Annotated in this window: 12 protein-coding genes; 1 reads left to right on the forward strand and 11 read right to left on the reverse strand. The window is 65.6% G+C overall.

Annotation, left to right across the window (positions count from 1 at the left end; genetic code table 11):
* Nucleotides 1–133: 133 nt before the first annotated feature.
* The 10 genes from AC066S_RS08515 to AC066S_RS08560 form a co-directional block, all read right to left on the reverse strand.
* Nucleotides 134–1,468, reverse strand: a complete 1,335-nt coding sequence (locus AC066S_RS08515; protein ID WP_126259612.1) for an HlyD family type I secretion periplasmic adaptor subunit — start codon at nucleotides 1,466–1,468, stop codon at nucleotides 134–136.
* Nucleotides 1,469–1,478: 10 nt separating this feature from the next.
* The gene (locus AC066S_RS08520; protein WP_135171319.1) at nucleotides 1,479–3,227 is read right to left on the reverse strand and encodes a type I secretion system permease/ATPase; all 1,749 of its coding nucleotides are present in this window, start codon (nucleotides 3,225–3,227) and stop codon (nucleotides 1,479–1,481) included.
* 258 nt (nucleotides 3,228–3,485) lie between these two features.
* On the reverse strand, nucleotides 3,486–3,755 hold the full coding sequence (locus AC066S_RS08525) for a GlsB/YeaQ/YmgE family stress response membrane protein (RefSeq protein WP_126259610.1): 270 nt from the start codon (nucleotides 3,753–3,755) through the stop codon (nucleotides 3,486–3,488).
* A gap of 225 nt (nucleotides 3,756–3,980) precedes the next feature.
* Complete coding sequence (locus tag AC066S_RS08530) at nucleotides 3,981–4,955, reverse strand: ABC transporter ATP-binding protein (RefSeq protein ID WP_478269413.1); 975 nt, start codon at nucleotides 4,953–4,955, stop codon at nucleotides 3,981–3,983.
* The gene (locus AC066S_RS08535) at nucleotides 4,952–6,367 is read right to left on the reverse strand and encodes an amidase (protein WP_478269414.1); all 1,416 of its coding nucleotides are present in this window, start codon (nucleotides 6,365–6,367) and stop codon (nucleotides 4,952–4,954) included. The genes AC066S_RS08530 and AC066S_RS08535 overlap by 4 nt, the downstream gene beginning before the upstream one ends.
* Entirely contained in the window at nucleotides 6,364–6,561 is a 198-nt protein-coding gene (locus AC066S_RS08540; protein ID WP_126259607.1) for a hypothetical protein, read from the reverse strand. Before AC066S_RS08540 ends, AC066S_RS08535 begins: the two co-directional genes overlap by 4 nt.
* Entirely contained in the window at nucleotides 6,558–7,619 is a 1,062-nt protein-coding gene (locus tag AC066S_RS08545) for an ABC transporter ATP-binding protein (RefSeq protein ID WP_164718853.1), read from the reverse strand. Before AC066S_RS08545 ends, AC066S_RS08540 begins: the two co-directional genes overlap by 4 nt.
* Nucleotides 7,620–7,815: 196 nt before the next feature.
* Nucleotides 7,816–8,718: an ABC transporter permease gene (locus tag AC066S_RS08550; RefSeq protein WP_126259606.1), complete on the reverse strand. Its 903-nt coding sequence runs from the start codon at nucleotides 8,716–8,718 to the stop codon at nucleotides 7,816–7,818.
* A 215-nt stretch (nucleotides 8,719–8,933) separates the two neighbouring features.
* Nucleotides 8,934–9,887 carry an ABC transporter permease gene (locus AC066S_RS08555; protein ID WP_126259605.1) on the reverse strand — a complete coding sequence of 318 codons (954 nt, stop codon included), beginning with the start codon at nucleotides 9,885–9,887 and terminating at the stop codon, nucleotides 8,934–8,936.
* Between the two features lie 190 nt (nucleotides 9,888–10,077).
* Nucleotides 10,078–11,736, reverse strand: coding sequence for an ABC transporter substrate-binding protein (locus AC066S_RS08560; protein ID WP_126259604.1), 1,659 nt, complete (start codon nucleotides 11,734–11,736; stop codon nucleotides 10,078–10,080).
* A 198-nt stretch (nucleotides 11,737–11,934) separates the two neighbouring features.
* Here AC066S_RS08560 and AC066S_RS08565 point away from each other — a divergent pair, with 198 nt between their 5' ends.
* Nucleotides 11,935–13,530: an ABC transporter substrate-binding protein gene (locus AC066S_RS08565; protein ID WP_478269415.1), complete on the forward strand. Its 1,596-nt coding sequence runs from the start codon at nucleotides 11,935–11,937 to the stop codon at nucleotides 13,528–13,530.
* A gap of 269 nt (nucleotides 13,531–13,799) precedes the next feature.
* On the opposite strand, the gene AC066S_RS08570 is transcribed toward AC066S_RS08565, so the two are convergent.
* The gene (locus tag AC066S_RS08570; RefSeq protein WP_478269416.1) at nucleotides 13,800–16,031 is read right to left on the reverse strand and encodes a CHASE2 domain-containing protein; all 2,232 of its coding nucleotides are present in this window, start codon (nucleotides 16,029–16,031) and stop codon (nucleotides 13,800–13,802) included.
* Between the last annotated feature and the right edge of the window lie 64 nt (nucleotides 16,032–16,095).

The following is a 16,095-nucleotide window of genomic DNA, read 5'->3' on the forward strand; positions in this document are numbered from 1 at the left end:
CGCAGTATAGCAAACTGGTAGCCAAGTCGTCATTGCGAGCGTAGCGAAGCAATCCAGGAGACCCTCCGCGGGAACAGACTGGATTGCTTCGCTACGCTCGCAATGACGGGTGAAAATGACACGCTTTCGCGCGTCACTTCTCCCTGAACGCGCGCATCAGCTGGTCGTGCAGCGGCTTCATTAGATAGGACAGCATGGTGCGGTCGCCGGTCTGGACGAAGGCTTCCACGGGCATGCCGGGAATCATCTTGACGTCCCCGAGGCGGGCAATCTCTTCGGCCGGCATCGAGACGCGGATGGTGTAGTAGCTCTGGCCGGTGCGCTGGTCGGTGGTGACGTCGGGCGAGACGCGGCTGACGAGGCCGTTGAGCTCGGGCGTGGTGCGCTGGTTGAACGCGGAGAGGCGCAGCAGCGTCTTCTGGCCGATCTGGAGCTTGTCGATGTCGACCGGATTGACCTTGGCCTCGACCTGGAGGTCGTCGGCCTGCGGCACGATCAGCATGAGAGCGTCGCCGGCGGTGACGACGCCGCCGATCGTGTGCACGTTGGATTGCAGCACCATGCCGTCCTGCGGCGCGCGGATGTCGATGCGGCGAAGCTGGTCTTCGGCGGCGACCTTGCGCTCGATCAGCTCGCCGATCTTGTCGTTGGTCTCGCGCAGATCCTTGGAGACTTCGCTCACCACGTCCTTGTCGACCTGGATGATCTGCAACTCGGTCTCGGTGATCTTGCCCTTGGCCTGGGCGCGCGCGGCGATGTACTGCGCGCGCTCGCCGTTGAGACGCGCCGAGTCGCGTTCGAGCTGGGTCAGGCGCGAGAGCTGCACCAGACGCTTGTCGTAGAGATCGCGTACGCCGGTGAGCTCGTTCTGCACCAGCGCGATCTCCTGGTCCTTGGCCTTCTCCTGGGCGCTGAGACCGGCGATCTCCTCGTTGAGCTGGGTGATGCGCTCGCGCAGCTGCGCCTTCTGTCCGGCGCGGCCGTTGACGCGGACGTCGAACAGTTTGGTTTCGGCGGAGAGCAGCAGCCTGACGTCGGGATCGTTGGCGCGTTCGAGCAGGGTTTGCGGAAATTCGATTCTGTCGACGCCGCGCTGCTCGGCCTGCAACCGCGCCCCGCGCGCCTGCGCGGCATCGAGATTCTTGGTGACGATGGCGAGGTTCGCCTTGGTGACGGTGTCGTCGAGCCGCACCACGATGTCGCCGGCCTTGACCAGATCGCCGTCGCGGGCGCGCACCTCGCCGACCACGCCGCCGGTCGGATGCTGCACCTTCTTGACGTTGGATTCGACCACGATCTGGCCCGGCGCGATCAGCGCGCCCGAGATCAGCACGGTCGACGCCCAGCCGCCGAGACCGACGACCAGCACCAGCACGATGCCAAGTCCGAGCAGGAGGTGAAACTTGATCGAGTCCCGAACGGTCTTCTTCGCGCCTGGCTTAGGGCCGCCGATGGCCATCGTGCTCATGGCTTTGTGCTCATGGTTTGGCCACTCCGCCTTCGCTGACGATCTTGATCGGCGCTGGCGGCGTCGCCCGCGGCTGCAGCACCTGGGCCAGCACCTGTTCCTTCGGGCCGAACGCCTGCATACGGCCGTCGCGCAGCACCAGAATCTGGTCGACCGCCTCGACGCCGATCGGGCGGTGCGCCACCACGACCACGATGGCGCCGCGCTCGCGGGCAGCGCGGACGGCGCGGGTCAGCGCCTCATCGCCTTCGGTGTCGAGGTTGGAGTTGGGCTCGTCCAGCACGATCAGGAACGGATTGCCGTAGAGCGCGCGCGCCAGCGCCACGCGCTGCGCCTGGCCTGCCGAGAGTGCGGTGCCCTGCTCGCCGACTTGCGTGTTGTAGCCCTCGCGCATCTTGATGATCATCTCGTGCACGCCGGCTTCTTTCGCCGCCGCGATGATGGCGTCGGACGTCGCCTCGGGATCGAACCGGCTGATGTTCTGGGCGATGGTGCCGCCGAACAATTCGACGTCCTGCGGCAGATAGCCGATGTGCCGGCCGAGCATGTCGGACGACCATTGATCGAGCGCCGCGCCGTCGAGCCGCACCTTGCCGCGCACCGGCTGCCAGACCCCGACCAGCGCGCGGATCAGCGACGACTTGCCGGAGCCGCTCGGGCCGATCACGCCGAGGCCGTTGCCCGCACTGAGCGTGAAGGTGATGTCCTGCACGATGAGGCGCTGGTCGCCGGGCGGCACCATGGCGACGCCTTCGACGGAGAGCCGGCTGGTGGGCGCCTGCAATTGGGTCGGCGTCGCCTGCGCCGGCATCTGCTCCAGCAGGCGGGTGAGGCGGTGCCAGCTCTGGCGCGCCGCGGCGAAGGATTTCCAGTGCGCGATGGCGAGATCGACCGGCGCGAGCGCGCGGGCGGAGAGGATCGAGCCGGCGATGATGATGCCCGCGGTCGCCTCCTGGTGGATGACGAGATAGGCGCCGACCGCGAGCACGGCCGATTGCAGCATCATGCGCAGCACCTTTGCGACCGCGCCGAGACCGCCGGCGACATCGCTGGCGCGCTGGTTGCCGGCGAGATATTTTTCGTTGGCCTCGCTCCAGCGCTGGTTCATCCGGCCGGCCATGCCCATCGACACCATGACTTCGGCGTTGCGGCGGCTGGCCTGGGCGAGATCGTTGCGCTGGGCGGCAAGGCCCATCGCCTCCTTCGCCGGCTGGCGGGACATGAATTCGGTGACCAGCGTCAGGCCGACCAGGATGACGGCGCCGATCAACGCGGTGACGCCGATCATGACGTGGAAGGCGAAGCAGATGGCGAGGTAGAGCGGCAGCCAGGGCAGATCGAAGAACGCGCTCGGGCCCATGCCGCCGAGGAAGGAGCGGACGTTGTCGAGATCACGCAGCGGCTGGAGACCTTCGTTGCGGCTGCCGACCAGCAGCGGCAGGCGCACGATGGTGTCGAACACGCGCTTGTTGAGCGCCTCGTCCAGCGCGGTGCCGATCCGCCCCAGGATCCGGTTGCGGATCATGTCGAGCACGCCTTGCGCCATGTAGAGGAAGCCGGCGAGGATGATCAGGCCGACCAGGGTCGGAATGCTGCGGCTCGGCAGCACCCGGTCGTAGACCTCCAGCATGAAGATCGACCCGGTCAGATAGAGCAGGTTGATCATGCAGCTCATCAGGCCGACGCCGACGAACGCCGTGCGACAGGCGCGCAAGGCGTCACCGAGCTCTGAACGGCGGGCGCCAGGGGCTGCCATCAGTCTGATCTCTTTCTGGCGGGGCCAAAGCCCCTGATTTCACGGGCAATTCAGGATACGTGCCCCGAATTAACATCATGTTGGCGTGGCGTCCAACGCGGGCCGGTTCATTCAGAGCCCCGATCGGCCACATCTACTCCTGGCGGCCGAGCACGCAAGTCCGGTATTTCACAGTCTTTGCGGCTTTTTAGTGCAGACGTCGCCGCCTCTCCCCAGGTCTGGAAGAGGCGGCAAGTTCCGATCGATCGAGCCGGGCGGCTGCTAGAGCCGGCCGCCGCCCCGCACCAGCCGCACCACCAGCAGCAGGATGACGGCGCCGATGGCGGAATAGACGATCTCGGAGATCAGGCCCGTGCCGAGGCGGATGCCGAGCTTTGGAAACAGAAGGCTCGCCACCAGCGCACCGCAGATGCCGATCACGATGTCGCCGATCAGGCCGAACCCGGCGCCCCGCACGATCTTGCCGGCAAGCCAGCCGGCCACCAGGCCGACGAACAGGATGACGAGCAAGCCTTCGTTGGAAATGTGCATCGGTGAGGTCCCTCTCCATGAACGGCCGCATGGAACGGGAACCGGGATGAATGCAGTGTGAATGCCGGGCGCCGATGAAAAACTCGAAAACAACCCCATGCACAGGTAGGGGCGCCCGCTTCTCGGCACCGGCTCAACTGTGACAAGTCGGTGATGAAAGTTTGAAGTTAAGAGTGCGGCGGCTCTTTACCTTCCTCCGCAAGAGCGGGGCGAGGACCGCATCGGCTACGTCGCGACCACCGGCTCTGCCAGCACACATCGTGCCGCCCGCCCCGGACCGACCTCCACATTCGCAGGCAGTTGCTCCAGGCAGCGCGGCTCGGCGAGCTTGCAGCGGGGGGCAAAGGAGCAATTGTGCGGCTTCTCGGCCAGCGACGGCGGCGTGCCGGGGATGGTCTCCAGCCGCTGGCCCCGCCTGGCGCCGTGGATGGTGGAGGCAAGCAGGCCCTTGGCATAGGGATGCACCGGCGAGCAAACGATGTCGCGCAAGGTCCCCTGCTCGACGATCTGGCCGGCATACATCACCGCGACACGGTCGCAGATCTCGATGGCGACGCCGATGTCGTGGGTGACGAAGATCACGGACATGCCGAACTCGCGCTGCAGCTCGCGCAGCAAGAGCAGGATCTGGATCTGCACGGTGGCATCGAGCGCCGTGGTCGGCTCGTCCGCCAGCAATATCTTGGGCCGGCAGGCCAGCGCCAGCGCGATCATTGCGCGCTGGCGCATGCCGCCCGACATCTCGTGCGGATAGGCATCCAGCCGCCGCTTCGCCGAGGGGATGCGCACGACCTCGAGCATCTCGAGTGCACGAGCCCTGCCCTCCGCATGGGTTTTGCCTTCGTGGCGCACGACGCTTTCCGCGATCTGCGTGCCGATGGTGTAGACCGGATCGAGCGCGAGCGCAGGCTCCTGGAAGATCATCGAGACGGTCTGACCGCGGAACGACGACAATTGCTCGTCATTCATGGCGAGCACGTCCTGCCCCATGACGTTGACCTTGCCCGAAATCTGCGTGCGCTTCTTCGGCAACAGCCGCATCAGCGCGCGCAGCGTCACGCTCTTGCCCGAGCCGGACTCGCCGAGCAGGCCGAGCACCTCGCCATCACCCAGCGACAGGCTGAGGTCGTTCACGGCATAGACCGTGCGCTCACCGGTGAAGCGGATATTGAGGCCTGAGATCTCGACGAGCTTGGTCATGACGGCAGTTTCGGCAATCGATCGTGATAGTCGGTGGCGCGCTGGAAGGCGGCGCCGATGGTGAGCAGGGTCGCTTCATCGAAGGAGCGGCCGATCAGCTGCATGCCGACAGGCAGGCCGCTTCTGGTGAAACCCGAGGGCACGGTGAGCGAGGGCAGACCAAGGAAGTTCACCGGGCGGGTGAACAGCGTCAGCCGTTGCAGCAGCGCCGGCGCGTTCGGGCCGCCGCCGACATCGCTCTCCTCGATCGTCGGTGCCGGCACCGGCGAAGCCGGCGCGATCACCGCATTGACGCCGGCTGTGGCGGCGTTGTGCGCGGCCAGCGCCGGCCCGCGCCAGCGCATGGCCTCCAGATAGGTGATGGCGGGAACGGCGAGGCCGTTCTGAAGCCGCATCAGCACCTGCGGGCCATAATCCTGCGGGCGCTCGATCATCCAGCGCTTGTGGAAGGCGGCAGCTTCCGCGGCGAGCACGAGCTGGCTCGCCGAGGACAATTGCCGCTGATCCGGCAGCTCGACCTTGACGATGTCGGCCCCCTCGCGCTTGAGCACCGCGATGGTCTCGTCCAGCACGCGCGCGACCTCGGCGTCGAGATCGTCGACGTAGAACGAGGTGGGGACGCCGATCTTGAGACCTTTCAACGAGCCCTTGGTGGCGGCGACGTAGTCCGACAGCGGCTCGTGGCTGCAGGTCGAGTCGGCCGGGTCCGCGCCGGCCATCAGTGCCAGCAGCAGCGCGCAGTCCTCGGCGGTGCGGGCCAGCGGGCCGACCGTGTCGAGCGATTGCGACAGCGGCATCGCACCGGCGCGGCTGACGCGGCCGACCGTGGTCTTCAGCCCCGTCACACCGCAGAAATGCGCGGGCATGCGGATCGAGCCGCCGGTGTCTGAACCGAGCGCCGCATAGGTCAGCCGCGCGGCGACCGCCGAGCCGGAGCCCGAGGACGAGCCGCCGGTGATGTGCGCGACGTTCCAGGGATTGCGGACCGGGCCGTAATGGGCGTTGTGGCCGGTCGGGCCATAGGCGAATTCGGCCAGATGCAGCGTGCCGAGGCGGACCTGGCCGGCGTCCTTGAGCCGTTGCAAGGCGGTGGAGGTCACGGTTGGCACGAAGTCGCGGCGGATCAGCGAGCCGCAGGTCGCGACATGGCCGGCATCGTAGTACATGTCCTTGTGCGCGAGCGGCACGCCGTGCAGCGGACCGCGGACCTTGCCCGCGGCGAGCTCGGCATCGGCGGCCTCGGCCGCCTTCAGCGCGGATTCTGCCTCAATCGACATGAAGGCGTTGAGATGCGGCTGCCATTGCGCGATGCGGCTGAGCAGCGCGCGCGTCACCTCATGCGAGGACAGCTGCTTCATCGCGATCGCGCGCGCGACCTCGGTGAGCGTCATCAAGGCAGGCTCAAGGCTCATTTCGACACCTTCTGCGTCTGCACGATCGGGTAGAGCGCGGGCTCGAGATCGAACGGCAGCGTACCGGCGATGGTTGCAAAGCCTTCGAAGGCAGGTCCGATGGAGCTGGAGATGCGGGTCGCGATCTCGTCATCCACGGGCACGCCGGCGATTTGCGCGATGGGCTTGATCTCTTTCGGCGTCGGTCTCGTCATGCGGTCTTCTCCCTGGGCGCGCGGCTATGGCCAGAACCCGGTATAGCCATGTAACACGCGGCCTCGTGGCCCATTCTATCGAGCGCGGTGAGCTTTGGGGTCGCATTTGCGCAGAGCGGCTCCGCAAACGGGCAACGGGTGTGGAAGCGGCACCCCGAGGGCGGATCGATCGGGTTGGGCGGATCGCCCGTGATCGGCGGCGTTTCGGTGCGCCTGTCGGGATCGGAGGACGGCATCGCAGCAAGCAGTGCGCGGGTGTAGGGATGCGCAGGGCTATCCCAGACCTGATCGACCGGACCGAGCTCGACCACCTCGCCGAGATACATCACCAGGACGCGGTCCGAGATGTAACGGACGACGTTGAGGTCGTGGCTGATGAACAGATAGGTCAGGCCGAACTCGCGCTTGAGGTCGACAAGCAGATTGAGCACCTGCGCCTCGACGGATTTGTCGAGCGCGGAGACGGCTTCGTCCAGGATCACCAGGCGCGGCGACAGCGCCAGGGCACGCGCGATGTTGACCCGCTGGCGCTGGCCGCCGGAGATCTCGTGCGGATAGCGGTTGGCGAAGTTCTCAGGTCGCAGTCCGACCTTGCCGAGCAGCTCACGCGCGAGGGTGCGCGCCGCGCCATCGGCCATGCCGTGGACCTTGGGGCCGAAGGCGATCGATTCCTCGATGGTCAGGCGCGGATTGAGCGAGGCGTAGGAATCCTGGAACACCATCTGCATGCCGCGGCGCAGCTCGCGCAGGCTCAGCGACTGTCCCACGGTCATGCCGTCATAGATGATGTCGCCGGTATCGCGCGGCATCAGATGCATCAAAAGCCGCGCGGTGGTCGACTTGCCGCAGCCGGATTCGCCGACAATGCCGACGGTCTCGCCCTTGGCGACGGCAAAGGTGACGTTGTCGACCGCACGCACGGTGCGCTTGGCGGCGAACAGCCCGCCCCGCACGGGAAAATGCTTGGTCAGCCCGTTAACCTGCAGCAGCGGCTGCGCGAGGCCGCCGACGTCCTCGACCGGCTCCAGCATGGCGGCGGAGGTGTTAGTTTCGCTCATGGCCCATGCCTCCCACCTTTGCGCATCGAGACAGGGCGACCGCATATGGCTGGTACTAAAGCCTCCATGCCGTCATGGCCGGGCTTGTCCCGGCCATCCACGCCTTGCCACGCGGAACGAAGAACGTGGATTCCCGGGACAAGCCCGGGCATGACGGCCGTCCATACGGCGCCATTGCGCATCTCCATCACCATCGTCAGTTCCTGATGTCCATGGCGCTGCGCAGGCCGTCCGAAAGCAGGTTGAAGCAGATCGAGACCGCGAAGATCATGGCGCCGGGCAGGGCTGCAACCCAGGGATTGACGTAGATCGCGGTGCGCAAGGTGTTGAGCATCAGGCCCCATTCCGGCTCCGGCGGCTTGGTGCCGAGGCCGAGGAAGGACAGACCGGCGGCCAGGATCATCGAGACCGAGATGAGGCTGGTGGCATAGACGAAGATCGCGCCCAGCACGTTGCCGAGGATGTGCACGCGCATGATGGTGAAGGGCCCGGCGCCGGAGGCACGCGCCGCCTCGACGAAGTCCATGTTGCGCACGCCGGTGGTGACGCTTTCGGCAACGCGGGTGATCTGCGGCACGAACACGACGGTGAGCGACACGATGGAATTGAGGATGCCGGCCCCAAGAGCGCCGGAGATCGCGATCGCCAGCAGCACCGACGGAAAGGCATAGAACACGTCGATCGTGCGCATGATGGCGGTGTTGAGCTTGCCGCCGACATAACCGGCAATGAGGCCGAGCGAGGTGCCGATGCCGAAGGCGAGGATCACGGGCAGGATGCCGATCACCAGCGACAGCCGCCCGCCATAGATGAGGCGCGCCAGCATGTCGCGGCCGAGCTCGTCGGTGCCGAGCGGATAGCCAGGCGTGCCGATGTGACGAAGGCGGCGGATCATCGAGCCCTTGTAGGGATCTTCAAGGCCAAGCCAGGGCGCGAGGATCGCCGAGAGAAAGATCAGCAGCAGCACCAGCGCGCAGGCCATGCTGACCTTGTCGCGCCGGATGCGGCGGCCGACGGTCGCCCAATAGCCCCGCGCCTTGGTCGCGGGCGCGGCCTGCAGCGCGGCATCGGCGGTGGCGGACAACGGAAGCTCGCTCATCGGCTGGCTCCCGGTGCGTATTGGCGTGTCCGGCGCGCGCCAAGGCGGCAGCGCACCTCTCCCGCTTGCGGGAGAGGTCGGCGCGAAGCGCCGGGTGAGGGTTCTCTCCTCTTGGGGGCTCTCGATTGAGGAGACACCCTCTCCCCAACCCTCCCCCGCTCGCGGGGGAGGGAGCGCACTGCCTTCGCGGCGATAGCTGAGTTCGATCCCATCTTCTAGCCCCGCTTGATGCGCGGGTCGATCGCGGCTTGGGCGATATCGACCAGGAGATTGAGGAAGACGAAGAACAGCGCCAGGATCAGGATCGTGCCCTGCAGCAGTGGCAGGTCGCGCTGGAAGATCGCCGAGTTGAGCAGGAAGCCCGAACCCGGCCAGGAGAACACGGTCTCGATCAGGATCGAGCCGCCGAGCATGTAGCCGAGCTGAAGCCCCATGACCGCCAGCGCGGTCGGCGCGGCGTTCTTGATGACGTGGCGGAATACGCCGCGCTCGTGCAGCCCCTTGGCGCGCAAGGCCTCGACGAAATCCTGCGAGAGAATGTCACCGGTGAGCGCGCGCACGGTGCGGGTGACGATACCCATTGGAATCACCGACGTCGTGATCGCCGGGAGCACCAGATATTTCAGATGCGCCCAGTCCCAGGCCCAGGAATTGGAGCCGCTGGGCCCGGCGCCGACGGCGGGCAACCAGTTCAGCTGCACCGAGAAGATGATGACGAGCAGCATGCCGAGCCAGTAATGCGGCACCGACACGCCGGCGATGGCGAAGGAGGTCGCGACCTTGTCGATCCAGGTCTCGCGGAAATAGCCGGCGATCAGGCCAAGCAGGATGCCCATGGTGAAGCCGATGATGGCGGCGGCGATCGCCAGCGTCACGGTGTTGCCGACCGCGCGCATGACCTCGGCCAGCACGGGACGCCCCGTCGCGATGGAATTGCCGAGATCGCCATGCAGGGCACGGAGCAACCAAAGCCCGAACTGCACCGGCAACGGGCGGTCAAAGCCATAGGCGGTGCGCAGTTGCGCGGCGAGCTCCTGCGAGGCGTCGGCCGGCAGCACGGCAACGAGCGGATCGCCCGGCGTGATATGCACGAGCAGGAAACACACCAGCGCGACGCTGATGACGATCGGGACGACATAGACGATGCGTCTGGCGATATAGGCGAGCACTGATTTACCTAACGTGATGTCGGGCGACTGATGGCGCTGGGGATAGTAAGGGACGCACTATGCGAGGGTTCCCTCCCCCCTTGCGGGGGAGGGTTAGGGAGAGGGGTGGCCACACAGGGACCGCCCGTGTGGACCCCCTTCCCCAACCCCTCCCCGCAAGGGGGAGGGGAGCCCTACCAGCGTGCCCGCCTCACTCCTTCATCGACACCAGCGAGAAGTCGATGAACCAGCTCTTCGGCTGCACCACGCCCGTGACCTTCGGGCTCATGGCGCGGGGGCCGACGTCGTGGGCCACGTAGAGGAAGGCGGCGTCGTCGACGGAGGCCGCGTGCAGCTCGGCGAGCGCGGCGTCGCGCGCGGCGGGATCGAAGGTCTGCCGCGCCTTCTTCACCAGCTCGTCGAACTTGGGATTGTTGATGAAGCCCCAATTGTTCGAGACCGGCGGCGCCATGCCCGATTGCAGGAAGCGCACCAGCGCGAAGAACGGGTCCATCGCGGCATAGGTGACGTTGGTGGCGTTCGAGCCGTTGGCGCTGGGATCCTTGGCACCGCGGCGCCAGTTGGTGAACAGCGTATTCCACTCGATGACGTCAAGCTTCACGTCGAAATAGCATTCGGCGAGCGCCTGCTGCAGATATTCGTTCATCGCCAGCGGCTGCATCTGACCGGAGCCGGAGGCCGAGGTCTGCGTCTTCACCGTCAGCTTCTTGTTCGGGCCAAAGCCCGCTTCCTGCATCAGCTTCTGGGCGGCCGCCTTGTCGTATTTGATCTCGAAGCTCGGCTTGCCGCGCCAGGGATGGCCGGGCTCGAAGGTGCCGGTTGCCGGCACCATCAGTCCGGCGAGCAGGCCGTCCTTGAGGCCTTCGCGATCGACGCAGAGGTTCGCCGCCTTGCGCACGCGGATGTCGTTCCAGGGCGAGCCCTCGACGCGCGAGAACTGCCACGGCCAGACATGCGGCTGCTCGTTGGCGTAGAGCTTGAAGCCGCGCTGCTTGAGCTCGGGCAGCGCGTCCGGCGCCGGCGCCTCGACCCAATCGACCTGCCCGGAGAGCAGCGCCGCGGTGCGCGCGTTCGCCTCCGGCATCGGCAGCAGCACCATCTTGTCGACCTTGGGCACGCGTGCCTTGTCCCAATAGCTCGCGTTCTTCACCAGCTCGAGCCGCTCGCGCGGCGTGAAGCTCGCCATTTTCCACGGACCGGTGCCCGCGGCGTCCTTGGCAAACGCGGTCCAGGCCGCCTGCGATTTGGCCTTGGCATCGGCGCCTTCCGCCTTGTCGTAGAAGTGCTGCCACTTCGCCGGGCTCGCCATGAACAGATTGGTGAGGTTGATGGGCAGGAAGCTGTCGGGCTCCTTGGTGGTGAGCTCGACCGTCATGTCGTCGATCTTCTTCGCCGACGCCAGCGTCGGCATGCGCGAGGCCGTGACGCCGACCTGGCTGGCATCGAATTGCGGCGCATCCTGCTTCAGCACCTTCTCGACGTTCCACACCACCGCGTCCGCGTTGAACGGCGAGCCGTCGTGGAAGGTCACGCCGGGGCGCAGCTTGAAGGTCCACTTGGTCTTGTCGGCATCGTCGACCTTCCACTCGGTCGCAAGGCCGGGGATCACCACGCTTGCCTTGTCGGCAGAAGACAGGTCCCAGCCGGTGAGCGCGTCGTACATGGTGAGGCCGGTGAAGCGATTGCCTTCAAAACCCTGATCGGGCTGGCCCAGCGTGCGCGGAATATCGGCAGCGGTCATGCCGATGCGCAGCACGGTCTCCGCGCCGGCCACGCGCGGCCAGGCGGCCGCCGTCGTTAGAGCGAGCATCGCGATCAATGCCGCGCGTGTGTTCTTCTTAGTAAGCATCGCCTCAATCCTTTTCCGGCTTCGATGACTATTTTTGATGCAATCGTATGCAATGGCTATGCCAAAGAGAAACTTATTCTGCAATTTGGCCCTGCGACGACAAGTCCTTGTAGGCACTACGCCGGTGTGCGCGTCGCGCTGCCTATTCTGGCATCAAGATTGCAAGTTTGGTCCCGAAATCCCTGGGAGCTCTGGACCATGCGTATTCGTCTGTCGATTTGTCTCGCCGTGCTTGCACTGGCGTCGTCCGCAATCTCGGCGCGCGCCGAAACCGTGCTGCGCTACGGCATCTCGATGGCGGACATCCCGCTGACCACGGGGCAGCCCGATCGCGGCGCCGGCGCCTACCAGTTCACGGCCTACACGATCTACGATCCGCTGGTGGCGTGGGAGATGGACGTCGCCGATCGTCCCGGCAAGCTGGTGCCGGGGCTTGCGACCGAGTGGAAGGTGGATGACGCCGACAAGACCAAATGGCGCTTCACGCTTCGCAAGGGCGTCAAGTTTCACGACGGCAGCGAGTTCAATGCCGATGCGGTGATCTGGAATCTGGACAAGGTGCTCAACGACAAGGCGCCGCAATTCGACAAGCGGCAGAGCGCGCAGGTGAAGACCCGCCTGCCCTCGGTCGCGAGCTACGCCAGGATCGACGACTTCACGGTGGAGATCACCACCAAGACGGTCGATTCCTTCTTCCCCTATCAGATGCTGTGGTTTCTGGTGTCGAGCCCCGCGCAGTACGACAAGCTCGGCAAGGATTGGGACAAGTTCGCCAGCCAGCCCTCCGGCACCGGCCCGTTCAAATTGACGAAACTGGTGCCGCGCGAGCTCGCAGAACTCAGCAAGAATCCCGACTACTGGAACAAGAAGCGGATCCCGAAGGCCGACAAGATCGTGCTGGTGCCGATGCCGGAGGCGCTGACGCGCACCAATGCGCTGCTCGCGGGCCAGGTCGATCTGATCGAGACGCCGGCGCCGGATGCGGTGCCGCAGCTCAAGGCCGCCGGCATGAAGCTCGTCGACAACGTCACGCCGCATGTCTGGAATTACCATCTGTCCGTGCTGCCGGGCTCGCCCTGGACCGATATCCGCCTGCGCAAGGCGCTGAACCTCGCGATCGATCGCGACGCGGTGGTCGGCTTGATGAACGGCCTCGCAAAACCCGCCAAGGGCCAGGTCGATCCGTCCAGCCCGTGGTTCGGCAAGCCGGGCTTTGAGCTGAAATACGATCCGGCCGCCGCCAGGAAGCTGGTCGAGGAAGCCGGCTACTCCAAGGCAAAGCCGCTGAAGGCCACCTTCATCATCGCGCAAGGCGGCACCGGGCAGATGCTGTCGCTGCCGATGAACGAATTCCTGCAGCAGAGCTTCAAGGAGATCGGCATCGAGATCGATTTCAAGGTGGTCGAGCTGGAGACGCTCTACACGCATTGGCGCAAGGGCGCGGCCGACGAGATGAACGCAGGCATCACCGCCAACAACATCGCCTACGTCACCTCCGACCCGCTCTACGCCATCGTCCGCTTCTTCCATTCGGGCCAGATCGCGCCGGTGGGCGTCAACTGGGGCGGCTACAAGAATCCGAAGGTCGACGCGCTGATCGACGAGGCCAAGCAGACGTTCGATTCCACCAAACAGGACGAGCTGCTGGCGCAGGCGCACGCGCTGATCGTGGACGACGCCACGCTGGTCTGGGTCGTCCACGACACCAACCCGCACGCGCTGTCGCCGAAGGTGAAGCAGTTCGTGCAGGCCCAGCACTGGTTTCAGGATCTGACGACGATCGGGACGGAGTGAGGGCGGCAAACGCAGCTGCCGTAGGGTGGGCAAAGCGCAAGAGTGCCCACCATTTCAACATTGCGGCGCGAGATGGTGGGCACGGCGCTGACGCGCCTTTGCCCACCCTACAAGAGCTGACGATGATCGGGATGGAGTGAGGGCGGCAAACGCCGCTGCCGTAGGGTGGGCAAAGCGCAGCGTGCCCACCATTTCAACATTGCGGCGCGAGATCGTGGGCACGGCGCTGACGCGCCTTTGCCCACCCTACGGCAGCGCCGATGCGTCGACTACTTCGTCAGCAGCGCATATGCCCCGGTCCAGTTCTCCGGCGGCGGATTGAGCTGGAAATCCTTGATGCGCGCCTCGTAGAGCCTGAACAGCTTTTCCAGCGTGTCGGCGTCCTCGCTCTTGCGGCCGCGCTCGATGGCATCCAGGGCGCCCTGCCAGTCGCGGCCGCGATAGCAGCTGAGCATCTCGATGGTGATGTTGCGCAGGCGCTGGAAAGCGGCCGAATGCATCACGTCCTCGCGGCCGGCGATGGCGTAGATCACCTCAGGCTCGGTCTTGCCCTTGACCATGATGAAGTCGAGCTCGAGGATCGCGAACTTCTCCTTGGCGGCGAGCGCGGTGCGGGAGCCGACGATGATGGGAAAGCCGTATTCCTTCGACTGGCCCTCCAGGCGCGAGGCGAGGTTCACGCTGTCGCCGAGCACCGAATAGTTCTTCTTCAGGTCTGAGCCCATGTTGCCGACCACGCCGATGCCGGTGTTGAGGCCGATGCCGACATTGAGCGGAATGTAGACGTGGCCGCCCTCGGCGGCCTCTTCCTCGCGCTCCTTGTTGACCGCGTCGATCTGCTCCAGCATCCGGATCGCGGCTTCGCAGGCGTTGACCTCGTGCTCGGCATCGTCGAGCGGCGCGTTCCAGAACGCCATGATGGCGTCGCCCATGTATTTGTCGATGTATCCCTTCCGCTCGATGATGACGTCGGTCAGCGGCGTCAGGAAGCGGTTCATCAGCGCGATCAGGCCTTGCGGGTCGTGCTTGTAGCTCTCCGAGATCGTGGTGAAGCCGCGCACGTCCGAGAACATGATCGTCATCACGCGCTCCTCGCCGCCGAGCACGAGCTTTTCCGGCGACTGCGCCAGCTGCTCGACCAGGACCGGCGACATGTATTGCGCGAACTGCCCGCGGATCTGCACGCGCTGGCGCTGCTCGCGCACGAAGCTTGCGAAGATCAGCGTCAGATAAACCGCCGTGGTCGAGAGCAGCGGATAGGTGAAGTCGATGAGGTAGCGGTACTGCGCGTAGAAGAACCAGGACGTGCCGACCAGGATCGCCGCGAACGTCGCACCGGCGAGCACGAGGCGCACGGGACCGAGATTCGGCGTGAAGATGATGACAAGCAGGCCGATGATCAGCGCGGCGAGCAATTCGACCCCGAGCGCGTAGTTCGGCTGCGAGATCACCGCGCCGCTCAACACGCTCTCCAGCACCTGGGCATGGATCTCGACCCCCGGCATGGTCGCAGAGACCGGCGTGGTCTTGATGTCGTTGAGCCCGGCCGCAGAGGTTCCGACCAGCACCAGCTTGCCGGCGAACCTGCTCGGCGATGCGCTGTTGTCGAGCACGTCGGCGGCGGAGACGTAGATCGAGGGGTCCCGACGCGCGTAGTGCACCCAGAACTGGCCGTTCTTGTCGGTGGGGATCTCGACACCCTTGATGCGGATCGACCTGATACCGGTCTTGTCGGTCCGGACCAACAGCGTCGGCGTGCCCGTGACGACGCGCAGGATCTCGAGGCTGAGCGAGGGCATGATGGTGCCCTGCGCGCGCATGATCATCGGCACGCGGCGGATGAATCCGTCCCGCTCTTTCCTGATTGAAAACAGGCCGCGGCCGGCTGCAACCTTCTCGATCACCGGCACGTTGCGCAGCAAGCCTGGAAACTCGAACAGGAAGCGTTCGGCCCCCTCCTCCCCGACCGTCGCCACCCCCGTGAACGGAAGCGATTTGTCCAGTTCGGACAAGACCTCTGGAAGCCCGGTCTCGCCCAGCACCACACGCGAGCGCTTGATGGCATCGGCGAGAATCTGGTCGTTGGTCGGCAACTCACGCAGCTTGGCGCGCGTGGCGTCGTCGAGATAGCGCATCTGGCCCGCAACCAGATCCGGGTTGAGCCGGTCGGGCTCCGAAAACACCACGTCGAAGCCGATCGCGACCGCACCGCTGCTGGTGAGGTTCTGGATCAGGTCGGCGATTCGCGTGCGCGGCCACGGCCACTGGCCCAGCTTGGCGAGGCTCTTGTCGTCGATGTCGACGATGACGACCGGCCGCGCCGCCTTGTGGCGTGGATCGATCAGCTGGAACATGTCGAAGGTGCGCAGCCGCAATTCCTGGATCGGCGGCGGATCCCACAGCCGCGCGCCGGCGAACAGCACCAGCAGCGCAAGGCACATCAGCCGCGCGAAGCCCAGCTTCCGCGCAAACCACCGCCGCAGGATCTTGAGACGTCTCATTTCGATCGGACTTCCTGCAACCGCCTGGAGCCCAATCTTGGATCGCCAGGACGCAAATGGCCAT

Source organism: Bradyrhizobium sp. CFUWI (genome assembly GCF_056429085.1).

Coding starts and splice junctions, on each gene's coding strand:
- AC066S_RS08515 (WP_126259612.1), bottom strand. CDS start 1,468: ATGAGCACGATGGCCATCGGCGGCCCTAAGCCAGGCGCGAAGAAGACC.
- AC066S_RS08550 (WP_126259606.1), bottom strand. CDS start 8,718: ATGAGCGAGCTTCCGTTGTCCGCCACCGCCGATGCCGCGCTGCAGGCC.
- AC066S_RS08540 (WP_126259607.1), bottom strand. CDS start 6,561: ATGACGAGACCGACGCCGAAAGAGATCAAGCCCATCGCGCAAATCGCC.
- AC066S_RS08525 (WP_126259610.1), bottom strand. CDS start 3,755: ATGCACATTTCCAACGAAGGCTTGCTCGTCATCCTGTTCGTCGGCCTG.
- AC066S_RS08570 (WP_478269416.1), bottom strand. CDS start 16,031: ATGAGACGTCTCAAGATCCTGCGGCGGTGGTTTGCGCGGAAGCTGGGC.
- AC066S_RS08560 (WP_126259604.1), bottom strand. CDS start 11,736: ATGCTTACTAAGAAGAACACACGCGCGGCATTGATCGCGATGCTCGCT.
- AC066S_RS08545 (WP_164718853.1), bottom strand. CDS start 7,619: ATGAGCGAAACTAACACCTCCGCCGCCATGCTGGAGCCGGTCGAGGAC.
- AC066S_RS08565 (WP_478269415.1), top strand. CDS start 11,935: ATGCGTATTCGTCTGTCGATTTGTCTCGCCGTGCTTGCACTGGCGTCG.
- AC066S_RS08530 (WP_478269413.1), bottom strand. CDS start 4,955: ATGACCAAGCTCGTCGAGATCTCAGGCCTCAATATCCGCTTCACCGGT.
- AC066S_RS08535 (WP_478269414.1), bottom strand. CDS start 6,367: ATGAGCCTTGAGCCTGCCTTGATGACGCTCACCGAGGTCGCGCGCGCG.